Source organism: Pseudomonas sp. 2024-210 (assembly GCF_045062345.1).
Taxonomy (GTDB): Bacteria; Pseudomonadota; Gammaproteobacteria; order Pseudomonadales; family Pseudomonadaceae; genus Aquipseudomonas.
The window spans coordinates 40,853-61,772 of record NZ_JBJGEJ010000010.1; the positions used below are offsets into that span (position 1 = coordinate 40,853).

Sequence of the window (20,920 nt, forward strand, 5' to 3'; positions counted from 1 at the left end):
GGGATTATTTTTTACCTAACCTCAACCAACCGTTTATTTTTCCGCGCTGTCCGGTAATGCATACGCAATGATGTAATCACCTACGTCAGGGGAGTGGCTCATGCCCCCTGCAGAGATCACCACGTATTGTTTTCCGGTAACCGGTGATTTGTAGATCAGCGGCGCGGCGACTGCGCCGACAGGCAAGCGTGCTTTCCACACTTCTTTACCGGTTGCCGAGTCGAGCGCACGCAGGTAGTAGTCTTGAGTCCCTGCAAAGAACACCAGGCCCGAGGCTGTTGAGGTTGGGCCACCCAGTGTTGGCATGCCCAGCGGTATCGGCATGTGGGTTTTAATTCCCATAGGGCCGGTATCTTGCACGGTGCCCATAGGCACTTGCCACACCAGTTTCTGAGTATTGAGATCAATCGCACTCATGCTGCCGAACGGGGGGGTATTGCACGGCACGCCGAGTGGAGATTGCAGAATGTCGATTCTCACGCCGCCATAGATACCGGCGACTTGTGGGCGAATGGTTCCCATGAAACCGGGCACTTCGTCTGACGATACTTTGAACTTGCTGGTGTCTTCCTTCGTCACCAGCGACATCCGCAGGGGCACACGCATGTCGTTAACAAACATCATGCCGGTGTTTTCGTCGATGGAGATGCCCCCCCAGTTCATGCCGCCCAACAAGCCTGGCCATTCGATGTACGGTTTCTCGGATGGAGGTGTAAAGGGGCCCACGTAAACGGAGTCCTTGAACATGATCCGGCAGTACAGTTGATCGAAAGTCGTCACGCCCCACATGGACTTCTCAGTCAATGGCTCAACACCAATAGTTGGCATTCCGACCGAGAACGGTTGAGTCGGTGACAGGTGCTCGCCTTCAGCAGCAGGTGAGGTTGGAACCTGACGTTCTTCAACTTCGGTAACAGGTTTGCCTGTACGACGGTCCAGAACAAAAATATTGCCAGTCTTGCTGGTCTGGATCAAAACCGGCGTTTTCACGCCGTCAGCGTTCTTCCAGTCATACATGACGGGCTGCGAAGGCAGGTCGTAATCCCACACATCGTGGTGAACGATCTGATAAACCCACTTGGCTTTACCGGTAGATGCATCCACGGCTACAACCGCCGAGCCATATTTTTCCTTGGCTGCGTTGCGATCACCGCCCCAGTAGTCTGGTGGGCCATTGCCTGTTGGCAGGTAGACCAGGTTCAACTCTTTATCGTAAGTAGGAATGGTCCATACGTTAGGCGTTTCCAGGGCGAACTGGTGATCGTCGGCGGTCGCGTCCTTACCCTCTGGTGCGCCTACGTCCCATGCCCAAACCAAATCACCGGTCAGCACGTCAAATGCACGTACGGCCCCTGAAGGCTCGCCCGCTACAATGTCACGCACCCAGCCGCCAACCACGGTCAGATGACCCATCACAACCGGCAGAGAGGTTGGGTGATAGCGTTTGCTCTTCTCGGTCGGGCCCATGCCTTTCTTGAGATCGACGTAACCGTTCTCACCAAAGCTCGAACACAGGGCGCCGGTGTGCGCGTCAAGCGCAAACAGACGGGCATCTACCGACGACACCAGAATGCGCTGACGGCATTGTTGGTCGTTGTCGTGCGAAGCCTTAACCTCAGCACTCAGGCTGTCGTCTTTATCGATGTCGTAATAACCCACGCCGCGGCAGGTGACGTGTTCTTCGGTTTTGGCTTTAGGGTCGAACTTCCAGATAGGAGCCCCCGTATCACCATCCAGTGCGGTGATCAGATTCTCCGGTGTGCATGAATACAGCACGTTGCCAATCTGCAACGGCGTGTTTTCGTCTACACCTGCGCCCGCTCCGGTCGTTCTGCGGCCTGTTCTGTAAGTCCAGGCGACCTGAAGGTCCTTGACGTTTTCTGGTGTGATCTGCGTGTAGGGCGCAAACCGGGTACCCGATGCGCTGCGACCATAGTATTCCCAGTTTTCAGGCGCCTCGGCAGAGGGTTCCTTCGGCTCGGATGCCTTCGACGCGACCACAGGATTTGAAATTGCACCGTGAGGGTAAAACGCAGCAATAAAGGTGGCGATCAATGCGGCAAACACCGCAAAGCCAAACCGGTTAGCCACGCGCTGAGTGGTCAGGGATGTACCCGGGAACGTCGCGCCCACCCACAAACTAAGTGTCAGAATAATGGCTGGAACGACAAGGCGTGGAAGCAGTTCCCAATAACTGAATTGGCCTACCTCATAAAATGCCCAGACGCATGTAGCAAGGAATATAAGTGCCGAAAATATAATGCTGAAACGTTTACGCCATAACAAAAGCGGGGTTAACACCAAATAAGCCAAGCCGGCGATTAAGTAATAACTTGATCCGTCTAGAGCCAATAACATGACCCCGCCGTATATCAATGCCAGTGCAACAACAAAAACGAAGAGGGAAAGTATTATTCTCGCTAGCGAGCTAATTGACCGTCTTTTAGTGGGTGATTGTTTGTCATCCGTCATTTTCATGAGCGCTCTATGGGTGAATACAAAACTGTTCGTCGTCGGTGCGAACAGCCCGACCGAATCATTGATTCGGTCGTAATTGGATGGGTGTAAATCCTGTGGCACCTTGTCATTCAGGCGTTAAAGCGCTGAAAAGTCAGGCTGTTACCCGGTGAGTCGGTTGCGGAACGCGCAGTTGCACGCAAAGGACTGAAGGTTCTACGAAACCTGGGGCGGAGCATCAATGCTCTGCAGGGTTGGGGTTTTGTGACTTTGTTTGCGTAAGCAGGCTTATTTTAATCGGATGATGTTTCGGATAAATCCAGCGCATTGGAAAACAATATTGGTGAAACAGTAACAATCCCTTAAGCGCGCACGACTCAATACCTGAAGATCGACATCGGTGATGGGTGGCCTACTAAAGAAATGAGCAATAGACAAGGTGAGCAGATCTGTTGAATGAGCGGTTCAGGCTTGTGCCTGTAAGTTCAAAAGCCAGCCATTGGGCGAATTGTTACGAACGCACCAACAATGTTTCTTGCAGAGTTGGATTTATACCAAAAAAGCTAATGCTTACACTTAAGCGTTGCTACTAACGTCAAGCGGCGCTAACCCATCCAGTCCTTACACCCTGACGCAAGCAATATAAGGCGACTTGATAAACAGCCTTAATCATCTGCGTTTTTTCAACGGAGCACCCTTCGAATGTTTTTTTCTGTCCGCGCGCTGCTGACGACCAGCCTGTGCAGCGGTTTGTCGTTCTGTATGTTGGCCCCTGCTTCAGCGATGGCGGATTCTACGGACTTGATGACTCGCTCAACACTCACCGGCGATTGGGGAGGGGAACGACAGAAGCTGGTCGACAAGGGGATTAAGCTGACGGGTGAATACAGCTCTGAGACCATTTCAAACCTGCACGGCGGGATAAAACGCGGCACTCGCTATGCGCAACAAATACGCATAGGCGCGCAGTTTGATCTGAGCAAGTTACTCGACACCCCCGATGCTGGCGTGGTGCAAGTCATTATCAATGACCGTCGCGGCCACAGCGCCACGGAAGATTTGCTCGGCAATCGCTTGTCAGCTCAGGAAAACTATGGGGGTGAATACACCCGCCTGACCGAGTTCAGCTATCAACGCAATCTGTTTTCCAAAGACCTGTCTGCCAAGGTCGGTTATATGGTCATGGGCACCGATTTTGGGGGGATGCCCATCTTGACCAACTTTGTGAGCGCCGGTTTTTGTGCTCACCCGTTAACCATGTCCAGCGGCAGTGGGTGGGGTAACTATCCGACGGCACACTGGGGGGGAGAACTGCGTTACGACGTTAACCCGTCGCTCACGCTGCAAACCGCTGTGTTCCAAGTCAACCCGGAGCACAACGCACGCCCTTCTGAAGCGTTTTCCATGCCCAGCAACGACACCACCGGGGCCATCATGCCACTGGAGGCGATTTTTAATAATCATGCCTTTCTGGATGGGCAGTACAAAATTGGTTGGTACTACGACACCTCCAATTACCAGAAAATTGGCAGCACAGAAAAGAGCAGCAACCGTACCGGGGCTTACGTGTTGTTTGATCAGGCCATCTGGAAGGACGAGCAAGACCCTGAAAGCGTATTGCGCCTTTTCGGCCAAGCGGCCACCAGTAACGCTGCGACTTCACCGATGCGTCGTTGGTATTCGGTGGGTCTGGTCAAGCAGAAGCCCTTTGCAAACCGCCCCAAAGACACCATCGCCTTTGGTTATGGCCGTGCTGTGATCAATCCGCGCACGCGCGATGAGCAAGAGGCGGCTGCAATCAATTTCGGGGAGTCAGACATGATCGCCAGCCTCGACAACGGCGAGCAGATGCTTGAACTCAACTATGGCGCGCAAGTCACGCCCTGGCTGCTGGTGCGGCCGGACATGCAGTACTACATCGAACCGGGCGCGTTCTTCGGCAAAAAAAGAGGCAACGCATTGGCGGTAGGACTACAGATCAAAGCGACTTTTTAAAAGACGGGTTGACGCGTTGTGCGTGGCGGACCTGAAAGGGCAGGCCATGAATCGATCTCCGCGACTCAGTCACGCTCATACCGGGCCCCTCACCAGGCCATAGAAATATTAACTTTCAGAAGGTTTTTTCCCCCTAGTTACGAACTCTCGTGGTTGATTGACTACGCTGTAGGCAGAAAAAACTGCTCACTCATTACGATCGAACTTCGATCGGATGGTTTGATCAGTTGATTTACAGCCGTTCAGGAGGTCGCCCAGGTTTTGTCTCATTTCAAACGTGCAGTCTTACTTTTCATCCTGTTAATAACAGGCAACGGCGTGTTGCAAGCCGCCCCCACGCTGGCCTCTGTGATGAAAGCGGAGGAGCGAGATGGTAAACCTCCCGTGCTGGTCGACGGTGGCTTGCTCGGCGCGCTGGGCGCGGGGATGGACGAAGTTCAAGAAAAGCTTGGACTGAGCGTGAGTTTGCTGGACGTGTGGCGTTTACGTATCGAGCGTGGCGCCAACGAAGCCGGGGCGCTGGTAGAGCAAGCCTCGGCGCGCCCGGACTGGAGCACAGCAGGGGACTTTTTCCTGTTGTCGGCCATTTGGTTTGGCGTTTTTGTTGCCTTGATGCTGGGCGGTCGGTTGATTGCGCATCATGTGTGCAAACGCAGCGATATTGCGACGAGGCCGAGGGTGCAAAAGCTTCTCGGTTATCTGCTGCCTTACCTGCTGCCGTCGTTTATCACCCTGAGCATCACGCTGTATGCCAGTCGTCTTATACAAGACTCCATCAGTCGCTCGCTGGCGCTGAGTTTCGCCTACAGCACCAGCGGCGGCGTGTTTTGTGCCGCGCTGGTCCTGTCGTTGAGTGCAATGTTTTACATAGGCCACAAGCGTCGAGCGGTGGCGATCATTGAGCGGTATGCCGTGCGTCCGTTGTTTCTTATCGGGTTCTTTGCCGCGTTCAGCGATGCCATGAGCAGCCCTCAAATGGCCGATCAAATTGGCGCAAACCTCGCGAGCTGTGTATCGGTGCTCACGGGATTGCTGGCCTGCACGGTCTTTGCATTTCTGGTAATCAGGTTGCGTCGCCCGGTGGCCCACCTCATACGTAACCGTGCGCTGGCGCAACGTGTAGGGCAGCCGGCGCTACAGGAATCCCTGCGCATATTCTCGGTGCTGTGGTACTGGCCTATTTTGCTGATGCTGTTGGTGTCCGCCTTCAACTTGCTGGGCGTGGGTGAGGGCAGCGAGCGCGCTTTGCGAAATGCCTTGCTGACCTCGGCATTGTTGATTGGGACTGTTTTTCTGAGCACGATCTTTCATCACTCGTTTACGTCCAATACCGAACATGCCGGCGCTTATAAAGCGCGGTTGATGACCGTCGTATACGCGGTGCTGCGCATCGCCTTGGGCGTGACGTTTATAGAACTGCTGGCGCAGATCTGGGGATTCTCACTGTGGGCTTTTGCCTCGGACAGCCGCACAGGGAAGGTCATCAGTGATTCGTTAGGGCATATTCTGTTGATTTTGCTGGTCACGTGGCTGGCTTGGGTGGTGCTCGATACCGCCATTCAACAAGCGTTGCAACCGCCCGCCAATCGACGCGGAACCCGTGAGCCCAGCACGCGCATCAAAACCATCCTGCCGTTGATGCGCAACGCGATCAAAGTGATTTTGGTGGTGGTCTGCACCATCACCACCATGGCCAATCTGGGTGTGAATGTTGCTCCTTTTCTGGCCGGTGCCGGTGTCATTGGTTTGGCCATTGGCTTCGGTTCCCAGCAGCTGGTACAGGACGTGATTACGGGGCTGTTCATCATTATTGAAGACACCATCTCCGTCGGTGACTGGGTGGTGGTCGATTCAAGCCATGCTGGCACGGTGGAGGGGCTGACCATCCGGACCTTGCGTCTGCGCGACTCCAGGGGCTTTGTTCATTCCGTACCCTTTGGGCAGATCAAAGCGGTCATCAACCATTCCAGACAATTCGCCTACGCCTATTTCTCCGTGCAGTTCACCTATGATTCCGACATGGATAAAGCAACGGATCTGATCCGTGAAGCGGGTCAGCAGATCAGCAATGACCCTTTATTGAGTCTCAGTTTGCAGGGCACGCTAACCATCTTCGGGGTCGACAGCATGAACCTCGACGGGGTGACCATGACGGCGCAATTCAGAACCGTGTCCGGCGCGCAAAATTCGGTGAGCCGTGCGTTCAATGCCCGGCTTAAAAAGCTTGTGGATAAATCGGAAGATGTGCACTTTGCGCAACATTATCCACAGGGGTTTTTGCTGCCTGTTCGGGAGTCGGCAGAGGGCACGGCACCCGTGGCTGAGCAAGCGCGGTCTTCGGTACTCTTGGCTGACATACCCGGGAGCGTCAAAGAGGGTCACTGAGCCGCGGCGCAGTTTGTCAGTGACGACAGGCGCATAAACCCGCAAAATGCGTAATTATTGATCGTGGCCAACGGTTTTCGGGGTTGGCTTCTGGTATATATCACCCTTTTGAATAGACTGAGCCTGCACACTCTATGCGAATGCGCCTTATGTTACTGGGCGGCGGAAATGCTCTCGGGCAGGCGCTGATCCGTCAGGGTGCCGAGGAAGACATCAATTTCCTCGCCCCGCGTCCGCCGCAAGACGGTTGGGACGCTGCAAGCCTCACACAACTGCTTGATGACACCCGTCCAGATGCGGTGATCAACCTTGCGTACTACTTTGACTGGTTCCAGGCGCAGGCAGTGGACGAGACTCGGCTTGCGGCTCAAGAGCGCTCTGTCGAACGTTTGGCTGAGCTGTGCCAGCATCACAACATCATTTTGTTGCAACCCTCCAGCTATCGCGTGTTCGATGGATCGCGGGCAACTGCCTATAGCGAAAAGGACGAGCCTGTCCCGTTGGGGATGCGCGGTCAGGCCTTGTGGCGTACAGAGCAAAGTGTAAGGGCCATTTGCCCACAACACGTTTTGCTGCGTTTTGGCTGGCTGCTGGATGAAAGTCCCGATGGCACGCTGGGGCGCTTTCTGGCTCTGGCTGAAAAGCCGGGCGAAGTGTTTCTGGCCGATGATCGGCGTGGTAATCCTACGCCGGTCGATGATGCTGCACGGGTGATTATTGCCGTGCTTAAACAGCTCGATTGTGCGGCTCCCCTTTGGGGCACCTATCACTACGCGGGGCACGAGGCAACAACCCCGCTCGCGCTGGGGCAAGCCATCTTGACGGAAGCGCGCAACTTGCACCCGCTGGCCATCGAAAGCCCTACGCCGCAGGCTCACGCAGCGTGCCCGGACGCGGCTCAAGAGCCGCAACATGCCGTTCTGGCCTGTAAAAAAATTCTACACACCTTCGGAATTAAGCCCCGCGCCTGGCGCGCGGCGCTTCCTACTTTATTGGACAGGTTTTATCGTCATGGTTGATGCACGCGTTTTAGTCACTGGCGGCGCCGGATTCATTGGTTCCAATCTGGTCGATGCATTGTTGGCTAAAGGCTACGCCGTTCGAATTCTCGATGATTTATCCACCGGCAAGCGCACCAACCTGCCGTTGGACAATCCCAAGGTCGAGCTGATCGAAGGAGACGTAGCGAACGCCGCATTGGTTCATGAGGTCATGATTGGCTGCAGCGCCGTCGTTCATCTGGCAGCGGTTGCATCAGTACAAGCCTCGGTAGACGACCCCGTCCGTACTCATCAAAGCAATTTCATCGGCACTTTGAATGTGTGCGAAGCCATGCGCCAGACCGGGGTTAAACGGGTTGTCTTTGCGTCCAGTGCGGCCGTCTACGGCAATAACGGCGAGGGCGAGTCGATCTCCGAAGACACACCCAAAGCGCCGCTGACACCTTATGCATCTGACAAGCTGGCCAGTGAGTACTACTTGGACTTCTACCGTCGTCAGCATGGTTTGGAACCCGTGATTTTCCGCTTCTTCAATATATTCGGGCCTCGCCAGGATCCGTCTTCGCCTTACTCGGGCGTGATCAGCATTTTCAGTGAGCGCGCGGTAAAGGGCTTGCCCATCACCATTTTTGGCGACGGAGAGCAAACGCGCGACTTTTTGTACGTGGGCGACCTGGTGAACATTCTGATGCAAGCCATCGAGGCCACAGACATTGAGGAAGGTGCGGTCAACGTGGGTTTGAACAAAGCCACAACGCTCAACCAAATGCTGCAAGCGTTGGGCGACGTGGTGGGAGAGTTGCCACCGATTAGCTATGGCCCGGCCCGCTCCGGCGACATCCGACATTCGCGTGCTGACAACAGCCGTCTGTTGCAGCGTTTTACACTGGGTAACATCACGCCCATGAAAGAAGGGCTGGCACTGTTGCTCGGTCGTTAAGCGCCACACAGCCATAAAAAAAGGCGCCTTTCAAGGCGCCTTTTTTCGTGCAGCTTACTTAAAACTTGTAGCCAATACCGACCATGTAAACGAACGGGTCCACGTCGACGTTGACCTTGGCGCGCGTGCCGGGCGCCACGGCGTTGTTTTCTACCGTCGCGCGGGTATCGATATCGATATAACGCGCCTGGGCGTTGATCATGATGTTATCGGTCAGCATATAGTCCGCACCGATCTGCCAGGCCAGGCCCCACGAGTTTTTCGCCTTGAAGTTGTCAAAGCCTGCTGCGCTGGCGCTGCTGCCGACGTGTTCGTCGTAGATCCAGGTGTAGTTGATGCCGGCACCGACGTAAGGCTGGAATACGGATTTAGGGTCTAGCGGGTAGTACACAACGCTCAGGGTCGGAGGCAAGTGCTTGAGGCTGCCCAATTTACCGTTGGCCGCCGCCAGGCCGGTGCCCTTCAACTTGACGTCGTGCTCAAACGGCGTGGCGGCTAACAACTCGATACCCACATGATCGGTGATCATGTAAGCAAAGTTGAGGCCCAATTGGGTGTCACTGCTCATGGTCGCCTTGCCACCCAGATCAGCCCCTGCCAAAGGGCCCTGATCAACCTTGACGCTGGAGCTGTCGGCTTTTGGGTTAACCGTGATGGCACCGGCACGCAGGATGATGTCGCCTTCCGTGTGTGCTTGAGCCAGAGGCGCGACAACAGCGAGCGCTAGGGTAGCGACGCTGAGCAAGGACTTGTGCATTGGAGCTCCATTGGGATAGTTAAAATTTATATAACCAATGGTAATGAGCGAAAGATGCGCTTCTGTTGACCCAGCTCAATGAATGGGTAAAGTTGTGAAAAATTCGTTAAAAGTTAATCGCATACCCTCACCCTAGCCCTCTCCCAAAGGGAGAGGGGACTAAAGTCAAAAGCGGTTGGCGCAACACCACTGACCAAACCCTTTGCTCTAGGGAGAAGGGACTAAAGTCACATACGGCTGGACGCAACACCACCGATCTAGCTCCCTCTCCCTATGGGAGAGGGGACTAAAGTCAAAAGCGGGTGGCGCAACACCACCGGCCTAACCCTTTGCTCTAGGGAGAAGGGACTAAAGTCATAAGCGGCTGGACGCAACACCACCGATCTAGCTCCCTCTCCCTATGGGAGAGGGCTGGGGTGAGGGTATTTGAGTTATTCAGGTAATTCATACACAACGATCTTTTGCGCATCCATCTGATAACCCGCGTCTGCCAATTCGCTCGTGCTGGCTTTGACCTGCAAAGCCCCGACGATCCAGTAGGGCTGATACAGCTCATCGACCTGAACCCCTTCCTTGCTGGTCACATGCACGATCTGGTTCGACGGTGGAGGTGGCACATGTATACACGCGCCGAAATAAGGCACCAGCAAGAACTCGGTCGTACGGCCGGCTTCATTGACCTCAAGCGGAACGATGTAGCCCGGCAAGCGAATCAATTGACCGTTCAGTGATGTCACCACCGGGGCATTGGGCAAGTCCTGTTTGGCCGCCGGAGCGGACTCCATATCACCCATCTGGGACAGGTCATGCATCGGCGCCATATCAGGCACCTCGGGCGGAGCGTCCGGCGGGATCATTTCCGACCAGGTCAGCTCTTTGGGCTCTGCCGCCCACACGGGTGTAGCCACCAGCAGCAGTAGGGCAAGCAAGGCACGTGACAGGGCAGAGGTCATCATAAAACCGGACTCATAAACGAATGGACAGACCATCGGCCAGCGATTGTCGGTAAGCGCGCCACGCGGGCACGCAGCCCATCAACAGGGCGGCCGCCAGAATACCGCCGAGCAGCGTCCATTCATATTCAGTTGGCCAGGACAGCGGCAAATATAACCCGTAGTTTGATTGCACATAGCCTTGAGCCACCGCAATGCACACGTACAACAAACCTACGCCTGCCACCACACCAGCCAACGCCAAGGCCAGGGCCTCGAACACCAATAAAGTGGCGATATGCCAAGGTCGCGCGCCCACGGAGCGCAAAATGGCCATCTCGCGACGGCGCTCGTTGAGGCTGGTCAAAATCGCGGTCAGCATGCCAATCAAGCCGGTCAACACCACAAACAAAGACACCACAAACAGCGCTTTTTCTGCGGTGCTCATCAGGCTCCACAGTTCTTGCAGGGCCACGCCGGGCAAGATCGCCATCATCGGTTCACCGCGGAAATCATTGATTTCACGCTGCAAGGCAAAGGTCGAAATCTTGCTGTTCAAACCCAGCATAAACGCAGTGATGGCTTGCGGCGTCAGGTCCATATTGCGCGCCTGATCTGCAGTGACACGCCCGGCACCGCGGGCTGGCACACCGTTATGCCAGTCGATATGAATCGCTTCCATGCCGCCCAGACTGATATGCAGCGTGCGGTCGACTGGCGTGCCGGTACGTTTGAGAATCCCGACCACGGTAAACGGCTTGTCATCATGTTTGACCAGGCTGATTGCCGCTACGCCGTGGGCCAGCACCAGCTTATCGCCCAGTGTGTAATGCAGGGCCTCAGCCACTTCGGCACCCAGCACCACCTCAAAAGGGTCGGTGGCAAAGGGCCGTCCAGCGGCCAGTTCGAGGTGTTGTCGATGACCGTATTGATAGTGCTCGAAATACGCCTCGCTGGTGCCCATCACCCGATAGCCACGGTGCGAATCGCCCAGTGACATGGGGATTGCCCATTTCACCTTGGGGTTATGGGCGAAGTGTTCGAAGCTGTCCCAACGAATGTTGTTGGTGGCATTGCCAATGCGAAAAACCGAATACAGCAGCAAATTAACGGAGCCAGAACGGGCGCCGACGATCAGGTCGGTGCCGCTGATGGTGCTGGCAAAGCTGGCGCGGGCTTCGGTGCGCACACGCTCTACGGCCAGCAGCAGGCAGACCGACAGGGCAATGGCAAAGGCGGTCAGTAGCGCGGTGAAGCGGCGGTTAGCCAGGCTGGCCATGGCAAGACGAAACAAATACATCTCAGACCTCTGCCTGTGTAGCGGCGCGATTGAGTTCAGACAACGACAGGTTGCGGTCAAACAACGGCGCCAAGCTTTGATCGTGACTGACGAACAGCAAGCTGGCGCCCGCATCCCGGCACTCGGCAAACAGCAACTGGATAAACGCTTCCCGGGCATCGGCATCGAGGGCTGAAGTGGGTTCATCCGCGATCACCAGCTCGGGCTGGCCAATCAGTGCGCGGGCGGCCGCAACTCGCTGCTGCTGGCCGATCGACAGCGAGTCGGCTCGCCGCTCCAGCAGGGCCGGATCTTTAAGGCCCAAATGTGCCAACAGGGTGTGCGCGGCGTTGTCCACGCTGCCGTGCCGTTGCACGGCGCGGCTGGCGCGCAGTTTGGAAAAGTGGCAAGGCAGTTCGACGTTCTCACGCACCGACAAAAAGGGCAGCAAATTGAATTGCTGGAAGATGTAGCCCGTGTGGTCGACCCGGAAACGATCACGAGCGCCTGAGCCGAGCTCACTCAACTCCTGGCCCAGTAAACGAATGGTTCCTTTGTTGGCTTTTTGCACGCCACCCAGCAAACCCAGCAAGGTGGTTTTGCCGCTGCCGCTCGGGCCTTTGAGAAACAGGGTTTCACCCGGTTCCAGGCGAAAGGTCGGAATATCCAGCAACACGGGTTGTCCCGGCCAGCTGAAGCTTAAGTTGGCGAGTTCGATAAGCGCTTGGGTCATGGGTAAAGACTGTCGCCTGCAATGGGGTAAACATTATGTCGTCGCAGCCTGTGGCCGCGACGGCACCTTCGCTTTTGCTTAAAACTTCACCGTTGGCGCGTTAGGTGTTGCTTCTATCGATTGCTGCCCTGTGCGGCCAATCAGTTGTACCTTGATTGTATGAGTGCCGGGGAAAGTCTTGAAGAATTGAGCCAGATCCAGCGTCTTCAATGCGTGCGGCTGGCTGCACGTGAAAGCGTAATGCGCTTCGATATCGCTGTGTTGATGCTCACCTTTGGCTGCGCCTTCTTCAGGTGCCGGATCAAAGAGCGGGCTCTTCAATTCTGGAGCATCGGCTGTGCAGTCAGCGGCCTTTGGAAGGCTGAACAGCACGAGCGGATTTTCCAGTTGCTGGCGAACTGAAGCGACTTTGGCCTTATCAGCATCAGTGGTCGCGACGTGCTCGAATCCCACCAGATTCATCGACGGCCCGTCGAGGTCAATCTCCAGCGTTTTGTCGTCCAGCGCCACATTCAAACTGCCTACGCCATGTTCATGGGGTGGCAAGCTGCCGTGCTCATGGTCGTGATCATGCGCGTCGGCGGCGTGCACCATGGCCAGTGGTAACAAAGCAAACGGCAAGGCAAGAAGCAAACGGCGCATGGCGAACTCCAGCAAGATGATGAGTAAATTGTTATGTGATCTTATAACAATGTCGGCGGGAGTTTGCCTGTCTGCTTGGCGTTAAGCAAGTCGCATGGGAGCATGCCTTCATGAAACTTTTGGAGCGGCAACGATGATGCGCATTCGCGGAACGATTGGCGACTGGCCAGTGGATTTGACGGTTGAACTGGATGACAGCGATTGGGCGAGGCTAGGGGCGCAGTTGCAGGTTCACGAAGCGCCACCCAGCTCACCGGCTGCCAAACCTGTGACTCAAGACGATGCAGTGTGGGAAACCACCAAAGACGTGTTGCGCAAAGCTGGGTCAATAACCGGGCCTGAATTATTAGGCCAGCTTGAAGCGCTCACTGGGAGCACGGGGGCTGGCAAGCGCCTGTTGGTGCGCTTGCGTCATTGCGCCGAGGTGAAGGTGGTCAGCGGCGCTGACTCACCGGTTTACAGCTGGGTCGACCAGGGGCCCTCAGTTTCGTAGCAGCTGAGGAGCGTAGCGAGGCTGCGTTCGAGCGCGAAGCGGTCGTAAACCCGGAATGCTTGATTTACCTGACACGCAGCAGGTGTCTGCTTTTGCGACGGCTTCGCCGCCGGACGCAGCCTCGCTTCGCTCCTCAGCTGCTACGCGGCGGTGGGTTTAGTACAACGCTGCAAACAACTTGCGGCGATAAGTGGTCACGAGCGGATGGTCATTGCCCAACAGGTCGAACACTTGCAGCAAGGTCTTGTGAGGGAGGCCTTCGTGATAGCTGCGGTTGCGGGTAAACAGTTTCAACAAGCCGTCCAGTGCGGCTTCATATTGCTGGCGGGCCAACTGCTGGATTGCCAATTGATAAGCGGCTTCGTCATCGTGCGGGTTTTGCGCAATGCGGGCCTTCAAATCAGCCACATCCGGCAAGTCTGCTGCTTGGCGCAGGAAGGTGACTTGAGCTTTTGCTCCGGCCAGTTCAGCTTTGTGCTCGTCACTTTTGACAGCGTCCAGCACGGCTTGCGCTTCAGTCAGTTCACCACGCTCGGCCAGGCAGCGACCATAAAAAATAAGGGCTTTGGCGTTGGTGTTGTCTTCAGTCAGGATGCTCTTGAGCACCACCTCGGCGTCAGCAAAGCGGCTCTCGGCAAACAACGCTTCAGCTTGCACCATCGGGTCTTCTGCGGCGGGTTCGGGCATCACGACATGGGGGGCGAGCATGGCGCGAATCGCGGATTCGGGCTGCGCTTCCTGAAACCCGTCGACCACTTTGCCGTCTTTAAACAGCACCACGGTCGGCAGGGTTTGAATGCCAATACGGCCAACAATGTCTTGCTCAACGTCGCAGTTGACCTTGGCCAGCAGTAACTCGCCCTGATAGTCCTCGGCAATCTGTTCCAGAATGGGCAGCATCACTTTGCACGGTGCGCACCATTCAGCCCAGAAATCCACCAGAACCGGTTGGTCGAATGACGCCTGGACAACCTGTTTGTCAAAGTCTGCAGACGTCACGTCGAAGCTATAAGAAGGCGTAGGCTGATTCATGTTGTGTCTCAAAGCAGGTAAAAATTAAGGCAACTATAAGCGCAAGGCTGGACGGAATGCTCAGGGAGCTTTGACGAATGCCAAGGTGCCCATGGCTTGCGTCGACGGCTGGCTGATAATTCGCGAGGGCAGGTGCAGGATCAACTGCCCTGACTGACTGGCACGCCCGCGCAGTTCCACCCGTGCTCCGGCAGGGAAGGCTTGGGGGTTGAAACGCAATTTGAACGGCAGCGCCTGGTTGTTGCCGGTGATCTTGCTGCTGGCCATCAAGCCCTGCGGACGCCCGCGCTCATCGATGATCAGCATGGCCAGTTCAACCTCAGCACCGGCCGGCACGCCGGTCAGTACGCCGCTGATCTCACGCTGATAAGCCGGGAGCGGGCCCAGATCTTTCGGGACGTCGGTCTCGGGTTCTGTCAATACCTGAGGCTGCACAGGTTTTGGCGGTTCACTGCTACACGCGACCAGCAAACTGGCGAGGCACAGCAAAACAAGCGTTCGTAGCGGCATAGACGGCTCCAGCGGCAAGTCAGTCGGCATAACAGATGGTGTGAAACATAGTCGGCGGACTGTATACCGTAAAGCCTATGACTTGTCTTGCCAGTGGGATGCGCTAACATGGCGCTCCCCATTTTTGTTGGCTGCCACCATGCACTGTCCCTTCTGCGGTGCCAACGACACTAAAGTCATCGACTCGCGTCTGGTTGCCGAGGGCGATCAGGTGCGTCGCCGGCGTGAATGCCTGGCCTGTGGTGAGCGCTTCACCACCTTTGAAACAGCTGAGTTGGTATTACCCCGCCTGATCAAGCAAGACGGCAGCCGTCAGCCGTTCGACGAAGAAAAGCTGCGCGCTGGCATGCAACGTGCGCTGGAAAAGCGCCCGGTCAGTGTCGAGCGTCTTGAAGCCGCGCTGGCTCACATCAAAAGCAAGCTGCGCGCTACCGGTGAGCGTGAGGTCAAATCCCTTGTTGTGGGTGAGTTGGTCATGGCTGAGCTGCAAAAGCTCGACGAAGTCGCCTATATCCGTTTCGCCTCTGTGTATCGTCGCTTCCAGGACCTCAACGAGTTCCGCGAAGAGATCGACCGCCTTGCCCGAGAGCCTTCCACCAAATGACTGTATCCACTGAGCAAGCCGTCCTGGACGGCCATTACATGGCCCGCGCTATCGAATTGGCGCGCAATGGCCTGTACACCACTCACCCTAACCCGCGTGTCGGTTGCGTGATTGTGCGCGACGGGCAGATAGTCGGTGAAGGCTGGCACGTGCGCACGGGCGAACCTCATGCCGAAGTTCACGCTTTGCGAGCAGCGGGCGCACTGGCCCGTGGTGCCACCGCTTATGTCACGCTTGAACCGTGCAGCCATCACGGTCACACACCGCCGTGTGCCGAGGGATTGATCAATGCGGGCGTGGCGCGGGTCGTTGCGGCGATGCAAGACCCCAACCCCGAAGTTGCGGGACGTGGCCTTAAACGTCTGTCAGACGCGGGTATCGACGTGCGCTGCGGCGTGCTGGAACTCGAAGCCCGTGCGTTGAATCCGGGGTTTCTCAAGCGTATGGAGCACGGCCTGCCGTTTGTACGGGTCAAGATGGCGATGAGCCTTGATGGCCGTACCGCAATGGCCAACGGTGAAAGTCAATGGATCACCGGCCCGGCTGCGCGCTCGGCAGTGCAGCGTTTGCGCGCGCAAGCCAGTGTGGTGTTAACCGGTGCAGACACCGTTTTGGCCGATGGCGCCCGACTGACCGTACGAGGCCCAGAGCTGGGCTTGAGCCCTGAATTGACCGCGCTGGCGCTCAGCCGACCGCCGTTGCGGGTGTTGATTGACGGCCGTTTGCGGGTGCCGCTGGATGCTCCGTTCTTCAAGGCCGGGCCGGCGCTGGTCGCAACCTGTGTGCCACCCGCCGAGCAGTACCGCACGGGGCCGGAATGCCTGGTGATTCACGGGGCCAACGGCCAGGTCGACCTGCGCAAATTGTTGCAAGCGCTGGCCGCCCGTGGTGTCAACGAAGTGCTGGTCGAGGCCGGTCCGCGGCTGGCGGGAGCGTTTGCCGAGCAAGGTCTGGTGGATGAATACCAGATTTTTGTCGCGGCCAAGTTCCTGGGCTCCACCGCCCGGCCGTTGCTTGAGTTGCCGCTGAACCATATGAGTGAAGCACCGATGCTTAAAATTACAGAGATGCGCGCAGTAGGCGATGACTGGCGAGTCACTGCCATACCTGTGCCATCAGCGAGCGTATAATTCTCAGCCTCCGTTTAACGCAGGCTTGGTTCTCAAGGGGAACGCCATGTTTACCGGCATCATCGAATCCATCGGCACCATCCGCGCACTGACCCCTAAAGGCGGTGATGTGCGTGTTTCTGTAGACACCGGCAAGCTCGACCTGAGCGACGTCAAACTGGGTGACAGCATCGCGATCAATGGCGTGTGCCTGACTGCTGTTGAACTGCCGGGTAACGGTTTTGCGGCGGATGTCAGTCGCGAAACGCTCGATTGCACCGCGTTCAACGACCTGAAAAGCGGCAGCCGGGTCAATCTGGAAAAAGCCCTGACCCCGACCACACGTTTGGGCGGTCATCTGGTGAGCGGCCATGTGGATGGTGTGGGCGAAGTGATCTCCCGTGAAGAGAACGCCCGCGCCATTGAATTCGTGATTCGTGCCCCGAAAGAACTGGCCAAATACATAGCCCATAAAGGCTCGATCACTGTCGACGGCACCAGCCTGACCGTGAACTCGGTCAATGGCGCCGAGTTCTCGCTGACGATCATTCCGCATACCCTGAGCGAAACCATCATGGACGACTACCGTCCGGGCCGCCGGGTGAACCTGGAAGTCGATTTGCTGGCGCGTTACCTGGAACGCCTGTTGCTGGGCGACAAAGCCGCCGAGCCGACCTCAGGTGGCATCAGCGAAAGTTTTCTGGCCGCCAACGGCTATCTCAAATCCTGATTAAGGGGGTGCCGCGTGGCGCTCAACAGCATCGAAGAACTGGTTGAAGACATCCGCCAAGGCAAGATGGTCATCCTTATGGATGACGAAGACCGTGAGAACGAAGGCGACCTGATCATGGCGGCCGAGTGCTGTCAGGCCGAGCACATCAACTTCATGGCGCGTTTTGCCCGTGGTTTGATCTGCATGCCGATGAGCCGTGAACGCTGCGAGCTGCTCAAGCTGCCGTTGATGGCCCCACGCAATGGCTCCGGTTTTGGCACTAAGTTCACGGTTTCAATCGAAGCGGCGACGGGTGTGACCACCGGCATTTCGGCGGCGGACCGTGCGCGCACCGTTCAGGCGGCAGCGGCCAAAGACGCCAAAGCTGAAGACATCGTCAGCCCTGGCCATATCTTCCCGTTGATGGCTCAAGCCGGTGGCACCCTTGCCCGGGCGGGTCACACCGAGGCCGCTTGCGACCTGGCACGCATGGCCGGTTTTGAGCCGAGCGGTGTCATCTGTGAAGTGATGAATGACGACGGCACCATGGCCCGTCGTCCAGAACTTGAGCTGTTTGCTGCCGAGCACGGCATCAAGATTGGCACCATTGCCGACCTGATCCACTACCGCATGATCCACGAACGTACCGTTCAGCGGATTGCCGAGCAGCCACTGGACAGCGAACTGGGCCAATTCAACCTGGTGACCTATCGTGATTCAGTTGAAGGCGATGTGCACATGGCACTCACCTTGGGCAAGATCAGCGCCGAAGAACCGACGTTGGTGCGTGTGCACAACATGGACCCTCTGCGTGATCTGCTGATGGTCAAGCAGCCGGGCCGCTGGAGCCTGCGCGCGGCCATGAGCGCGGTGGCAGCGGCGGGCAGCGGTGTGGTGCTGTTGCTTGGGCATCCATTGGATGGTGACGTATTGCTGGCTCATATACGTGAAACCGCAGACGCTGTGCCGGCCAAAAAGCCGACCACTTACAGCATCGTCGGGGCCGGTTCACAGATCCTGCGTGACCTGGGCGTGCGAAAAATGCGCCTGATGAGTTCACCAATGAAGTTCAATGCCATATCCGGTTTCGATCTGGAAGTTGTAGAATACGTGCCCTCCGAATAAAGACCGGTCGTGTCCAGTCCGAATTCGTGGCCCAATATCCTTAAAGAGCGCACGCAAGTGCGCTCTGGCTCTTTAATACGAGACATACCGAATGACCCTGAAGACCATCGAAGGTACCTTCATCGCCCCCAAAGGTCGCTACGCGTTAGTAGTCGGCCGCTTCAACAGCTTCGTCGTCGAAAGCCTGGTGAGTGGTGCCGTTGATGCCCTGGTTCGCCACGGTGTGAACGAAAGCGACATTACCCTCATCCGCGCTCCTGGCGCGTTTGAAATCCCGCTGGTTGCGCAAAAAGTTGCCCAGCGCAACGAATTCGCCGCCATCATCGCCTTGGGCGCTGTGATTCGTGGCGGTACTCCGCATTTCGAATACGTTGCTGGCGAGTGCACCAAGGGCTTGTCCCAAGTGTCCATGCAGTTCGGTGTACCGGTTGCCTTCGGCGTACTGACCGTTGACTCGATTGAACAAGCCATCGAGCGCTCCGGCACCAAAGCCGGCAACAAAGGCGCAGAAGCTGCCTTGTCCGCCCTTGAAATGGTTAGCCTGTTGGCACAGTTGGAGGCCAAGTGATTTCCGACGAAAGCGATCGTTTCAACCCGCGCGACCCGAAACCTGCGGACGCTGGCAAGCCTTCCAAGAGCGCCAAGCGCCGCGAAGCGCGCCAGCTCGCGACTCAAGCCCTGTACCAATGGCACATGGCTAAGCAGTCTCTGAACGAAATCGAAGCGCAATTCCGCGTCGATAACGACTTCAGTGACGTTGACGCTGCTTACTTCCGTGAAATCCTGCACGGCGTGCCTGCGCACAAAGGCGAGATTGATGCCGCTCTGGCGCCTTGCCTGGACATCACCATCGAAGAGCTCGATCCGGTCGAGTTGTCGGTGCTGCGCCTGTCCACCTGGGAGCTGATCAAGCGTGTCGACGTGCCTTACCGCGTTGTGATCAACGAAGGCATCGAGTTGGCCAAAGTGTTCGGTTCCACCGACGGCCACAAGTTTGTCAACGGTGTGCTCGACAAACTGGCGCCACGTCTGCGTGAAGCCGAAGTAAAGGCTTACAAGCGCTAAACCGCGCTGTCGGCCATGGGCGAGTTTGAGCTGATCCGCAACTTCTTCGCTGCTGCGCCCTGTGCGCAGGGCGGTGTGGGGGTTGCGCTGGGCATCGGCGACGACTGCGCCCTGCTGGATGTTCCCCAAGGGGAACACCTGGCGATTTCCACCGACACCCTGGTAGCCGGGGTGCACTTCGCAGATCCTTGCGACCCTTTCTTGCTCGGTCAGCGTTCGCTGGCAGTGGCGGCCAGCGATTTGGCGGCTATGGGCGCAACACCTCTGGCGTTTACCCTTGCCCTGACGTTACCCACGGTTCAAACCGATTGGTTGCAAGCGTTCGCCCGTGGCTTAAATGTAATGGCGCAACGCTGTGGCCTGCACCTTGTCGGCGGTGATACCACGCGCGGGCCGCTGTGCCTGACCCTGACGGTGTTTGGGCGTGTCCCCCGTGGTGATGCGCTGAAGCGTAGCGGCGCTCGCCCTGGCGATTTACTGTGTGTAGGCGGCGAATTGGGCAATGCAGCAGGCGCTTTGCCGCTGGTGCTGGGTCAGCGAGCCGCCGCACCGTTGATCAGCGAGCCGCTGCTGGCCCACTACTGGTCGCCTCAACCGCAGCTGGCACTCGGGCAGGCACTGCGTGGCAAAGCCACCTCGGCCCTGGATATTTCCGATGGCTTGCTTGCAGACTGTGGCCATATCGCGGCAGCGTCGAAGGTGGGGCTGGTGATTGAACTGGACCGTGTGCCGATCTCGCTGGCGCTGGAAGAATTTCTGGGCGACAGCGGCGCGCTGCAAGCGGCGTTGAGCGGCGGTGACGATTATGTGTTGGCCTTTACCTTACCCGCGCTAGAGCTCCCGACCTTGGTGGCTGATGGCTGGCCGATCCATGTGATTGGCCGTGTTGTTGAAGGGCAGGGCGTAACGCTGCTGGATGACGAAGGGCAGGACATCACCCCGACAACGCGTGGATATCAGCACTTCGGCGTTTGATTGGCTCCCGTAGCAGCTGCCGCAGGCTGCGTCCGATTGCGCAGCGATCGTAAAATCAGAATACTCGGTTTAATTAATAGCCCGCGCCAGCTGATTTTGCGACGGCTGCGCCGCCGGACGCAGCCTACGGCAGCTGCTACGAAATCGTGTGCAGCAAGCCATCAAACTTTTTGA

20 protein-coding genes are annotated in these 20,920 nt (G+C 57.0%); 12 read left to right on the forward strand and 8 right to left on the reverse strand.

All coding sequences use genetic code 11. The features are described 5' to 3' along the window. Positions 1-33: 33 nt before the first annotated feature. A complete protein-coding gene (locus ACI7MX_RS15165; protein ID WP_405590041.1) occupies positions 34-2,472 on the reverse strand; it encodes a membrane-bound PQQ-dependent dehydrogenase, glucose/quinate/shikimate family in 2,439 nt (812 codons plus the stop codon). A 687-nt stretch (positions 2,473-3,159) separates the two neighbouring features. Between ACI7MX_RS15165 and ACI7MX_RS15170 the strand changes: the two genes are divergently transcribed. From ACI7MX_RS15170 to ACI7MX_RS15185, 4 genes are all read left to right on the forward strand, one after another. Next, positions 3,160-4,452 carry a carbohydrate porin gene (locus tag ACI7MX_RS15170; protein WP_405589850.1) on the forward strand — a complete coding sequence of 431 codons (1,293 nt, stop codon included), beginning with the start codon at positions 3,160-3,162 and terminating at the stop codon, positions 4,450-4,452. Positions 4,453-4,713: 261 nt separating this feature from the next. Further along, positions 4,714-6,837 (forward strand): mechanosensitive ion channel family protein, encoded by a 2,124-nt coding sequence (locus ACI7MX_RS15175; protein WP_405589853.1) that lies wholly within the window; start codon positions 4,714-4,716, stop codon positions 6,835-6,837. A 134-nt stretch (positions 6,838-6,971) separates the two neighbouring features. Then, a complete protein-coding gene (locus tag ACI7MX_RS15180; RefSeq protein ID WP_314490385.1) occupies positions 6,972-7,856 on the forward strand; it encodes a sugar nucleotide-binding protein in 885 nt (294 codons plus the stop codon). Then, positions 7,849-8,778, forward strand: coding sequence for an NAD-dependent epimerase/dehydratase family protein (locus ACI7MX_RS15185; RefSeq protein ID WP_314490389.1), 930 nt, complete (start codon positions 7,849-7,851; stop codon positions 8,776-8,778). The genes ACI7MX_RS15180 and ACI7MX_RS15185 overlap by 8 nt, the downstream gene beginning before the upstream one ends. A 58-nt stretch (positions 8,779-8,836) precedes the next feature. On the opposite strand, the gene ACI7MX_RS15190 is transcribed toward ACI7MX_RS15185, so the two are convergent. The 5 genes from ACI7MX_RS15190 to ACI7MX_RS15210 form a co-directional block, all read right to left on the reverse strand. After that, a complete protein-coding gene (locus ACI7MX_RS15190) occupies positions 8,837-9,535 on the reverse strand; it encodes an OmpW family outer membrane protein (protein ID WP_314490392.1) in 699 nt (232 codons plus the stop codon). 431 nt (positions 9,536-9,966) lie between these two features. Then, positions 9,967-10,476, reverse strand: a complete 510-nt coding sequence (locus tag ACI7MX_RS15195; protein ID WP_314490422.1) for a DUF3299 domain-containing protein — start codon at positions 10,474-10,476, stop codon at positions 9,967-9,969. 25 nt (positions 10,477-10,501) lie between these two features. Continuing rightward, a complete protein-coding gene (locus tag ACI7MX_RS15200; RefSeq protein ID WP_314490395.1) occupies positions 10,502-11,767 on the reverse strand; it encodes an ABC transporter permease in 1,266 nt (421 codons plus the stop codon). Position 11,768: 1 nt separating this feature from the next. After that, complete coding sequence (locus tag ACI7MX_RS15205) at positions 11,769-12,479, reverse strand: ABC transporter ATP-binding protein (RefSeq protein ID WP_314490399.1); 711 nt, start codon at positions 12,477-12,479, stop codon at positions 11,769-11,771. A gap of 78 nt (positions 12,480-12,557) precedes the next feature. Next, positions 12,558-13,121 (reverse strand): DUF2796 domain-containing protein, encoded by a 564-nt coding sequence (locus ACI7MX_RS15210; protein ID WP_405589860.1) that lies wholly within the window; start codon positions 13,119-13,121, stop codon positions 12,558-12,560. 133 nt (positions 13,122-13,254) lie between these two features. On the opposite strand from ACI7MX_RS15210, the gene ACI7MX_RS15215 reads away from it, so the two are divergent. Then, positions 13,255-13,614 carry a hypothetical protein gene (locus ACI7MX_RS15215; protein WP_405589863.1) on the forward strand — a complete coding sequence of 120 codons (360 nt, stop codon included), beginning with the start codon at positions 13,255-13,257 and terminating at the stop codon, positions 13,612-13,614. Between the two features lie 156 nt (positions 13,615-13,770). On the opposite strand, the gene trxA is transcribed toward ACI7MX_RS15215, so the two are convergent. Beyond that, the gene (gene trxA, locus ACI7MX_RS15220; RefSeq protein WP_405589866.1) at positions 13,771-14,646 is read right to left on the reverse strand and encodes a thioredoxin; all 876 of its coding nucleotides are present in this window, start codon (positions 14,644-14,646) and stop codon (positions 13,771-13,773) included. A 60-nt stretch (positions 14,647-14,706) separates the two neighbouring features. Then, a complete protein-coding gene (locus ACI7MX_RS15225; RefSeq protein WP_405589869.1) occupies positions 14,707-15,156 on the reverse strand; it encodes a hypothetical protein in 450 nt (149 codons plus the stop codon). A gap of 139 nt (positions 15,157-15,295) precedes the next feature. On the opposite strand from ACI7MX_RS15225, the gene nrdR reads away from it, so the two are divergent. From nrdR to thiL, 7 genes are all read left to right on the forward strand, one after another. After that, on the forward strand, positions 15,296-15,760 hold the full coding sequence (nrdR, locus tag ACI7MX_RS15230) for a transcriptional regulator NrdR (RefSeq protein ID WP_167654236.1): 465 nt from the start codon (positions 15,296-15,298) through the stop codon (positions 15,758-15,760). Then, positions 15,757-16,890 carry a bifunctional diaminohydroxyphosphoribosylaminopyrimidine deaminase/5-amino-6-(5-phosphoribosylamino)uracil reductase RibD gene (gene ribD, locus ACI7MX_RS15235; protein WP_405589873.1) on the forward strand — a complete coding sequence of 378 codons (1,134 nt, stop codon included), beginning with the start codon at positions 15,757-15,759 and terminating at the stop codon, positions 16,888-16,890. Before nrdR ends, ribD begins: the two co-directional genes overlap by 4 nt. Positions 16,891-16,936: 46 nt before the next feature. Continuing rightward, entirely contained in the window at positions 16,937-17,599 is a 663-nt protein-coding gene (locus ACI7MX_RS15240; protein ID WP_153386801.1) for a riboflavin synthase, read from the forward strand. A gap of 15 nt (positions 17,600-17,614) precedes the next feature. Next, positions 17,615-18,706, forward strand: a complete 1,092-nt coding sequence (ribBA, locus tag ACI7MX_RS15245) for a bifunctional 3,4-dihydroxy-2-butanone-4-phosphate synthase/GTP cyclohydrolase II (RefSeq protein ID WP_405589877.1) — start codon at positions 17,615-17,617, stop codon at positions 18,704-18,706. A gap of 91 nt (positions 18,707-18,797) precedes the next feature. Further along, positions 18,798-19,274: a 6,7-dimethyl-8-ribityllumazine synthase gene (gene ribE, locus ACI7MX_RS15250; RefSeq protein WP_405589880.1), complete on the forward strand. Its 477-nt coding sequence runs from the start codon at positions 18,798-18,800 to the stop codon at positions 19,272-19,274. Continuing rightward, complete coding sequence (nusB, locus tag ACI7MX_RS15255; protein WP_405589883.1) at positions 19,271-19,771, forward strand: transcription antitermination factor NusB; 501 nt, start codon at positions 19,271-19,273, stop codon at positions 19,769-19,771. The genes ribE and nusB overlap by 4 nt, the downstream gene beginning before the upstream one ends. Before the next feature lie 15 nt (positions 19,772-19,786). Next, on the forward strand, positions 19,787-20,746 hold the full coding sequence (thiL, locus tag ACI7MX_RS15260; RefSeq protein ID WP_405589886.1) for a thiamine-phosphate kinase: 960 nt from the start codon (positions 19,787-19,789) through the stop codon (positions 20,744-20,746). The last annotated feature ends 174 nt before the right edge of the window (positions 20,747-20,920 follow it).

Coding starts and splice junctions, on each gene's coding strand:
- ACI7MX_RS15165 (WP_405590041.1), bottom strand. CDS start 2,472: ATGACGGATGACAAACAATCACCCACTAAAAGACGGTCAATTAGCTCG.
- ACI7MX_RS15170 (WP_405589850.1), top strand. CDS start 3,160: ATGTTTTTTTCTGTCCGCGCGCTGCTGACGACCAGCCTGTGCAGCGGT.
- ACI7MX_RS15180 (WP_314490385.1), top strand. CDS start 6,972: ATGCGAATGCGCCTTATGTTACTGGGCGGCGGAAATGCTCTCGGGCAG.
- ACI7MX_RS15185 (WP_314490389.1), top strand. CDS start 7,849: ATGGTTGATGCACGCGTTTTAGTCACTGGCGGCGCCGGATTCATTGGT.
- ACI7MX_RS15190 (WP_314490392.1), bottom strand. CDS start 9,535: ATGCACAAGTCCTTGCTCAGCGTCGCTACCCTAGCGCTCGCTGTTGTC.
- ACI7MX_RS15200 (WP_314490395.1), bottom strand. CDS start 11,767: ATGTATTTGTTTCGTCTTGCCATGGCCAGCCTGGCTAACCGCCGCTTC.
- ACI7MX_RS15205 (WP_314490399.1), bottom strand. CDS start 12,479: ATGACCCAAGCGCTTATCGAACTCGCCAACTTAAGCTTCAGCTGGCCG.
- ACI7MX_RS15210 (WP_405589860.1), bottom strand. CDS start 13,121: ATGCGCCGTTTGCTTCTTGCCTTGCCGTTTGCTTTGTTACCACTGGCC.
- ACI7MX_RS15215 (WP_405589863.1), top strand. CDS start 13,255: ATGATGCGCATTCGCGGAACGATTGGCGACTGGCCAGTGGATTTGACG.
- trxA (WP_405589866.1), bottom strand. CDS start 14,646: ATGAATCAGCCTACGCCTTCTTATAGCTTCGACGTGACGTCTGCAGAC.
- ACI7MX_RS15225 (WP_405589869.1), bottom strand. CDS start 15,156: ATGCCGCTACGAACGCTTGTTTTGCTGTGCCTCGCCAGTTTGCTGGTC.
- nrdR (WP_167654236.1), top strand. CDS start 15,296: ATGCACTGTCCCTTCTGCGGTGCCAACGACACTAAAGTCATCGACTCG.
- ribD (WP_405589873.1), top strand. CDS start 15,757: ATGACTGTATCCACTGAGCAAGCCGTCCTGGACGGCCATTACATGGCC.
- ACI7MX_RS15240 (WP_153386801.1), top strand. CDS start 16,937: ATGTTTACCGGCATCATCGAATCCATCGGCACCATCCGCGCACTGACC.
- ribE (WP_405589880.1), top strand. CDS start 18,798: ATGACCCTGAAGACCATCGAAGGTACCTTCATCGCCCCCAAAGGTCGC.
- thiL (WP_405589886.1), top strand. CDS start 19,787: ATGGGCGAGTTTGAGCTGATCCGCAACTTCTTCGCTGCTGCGCCCTGT.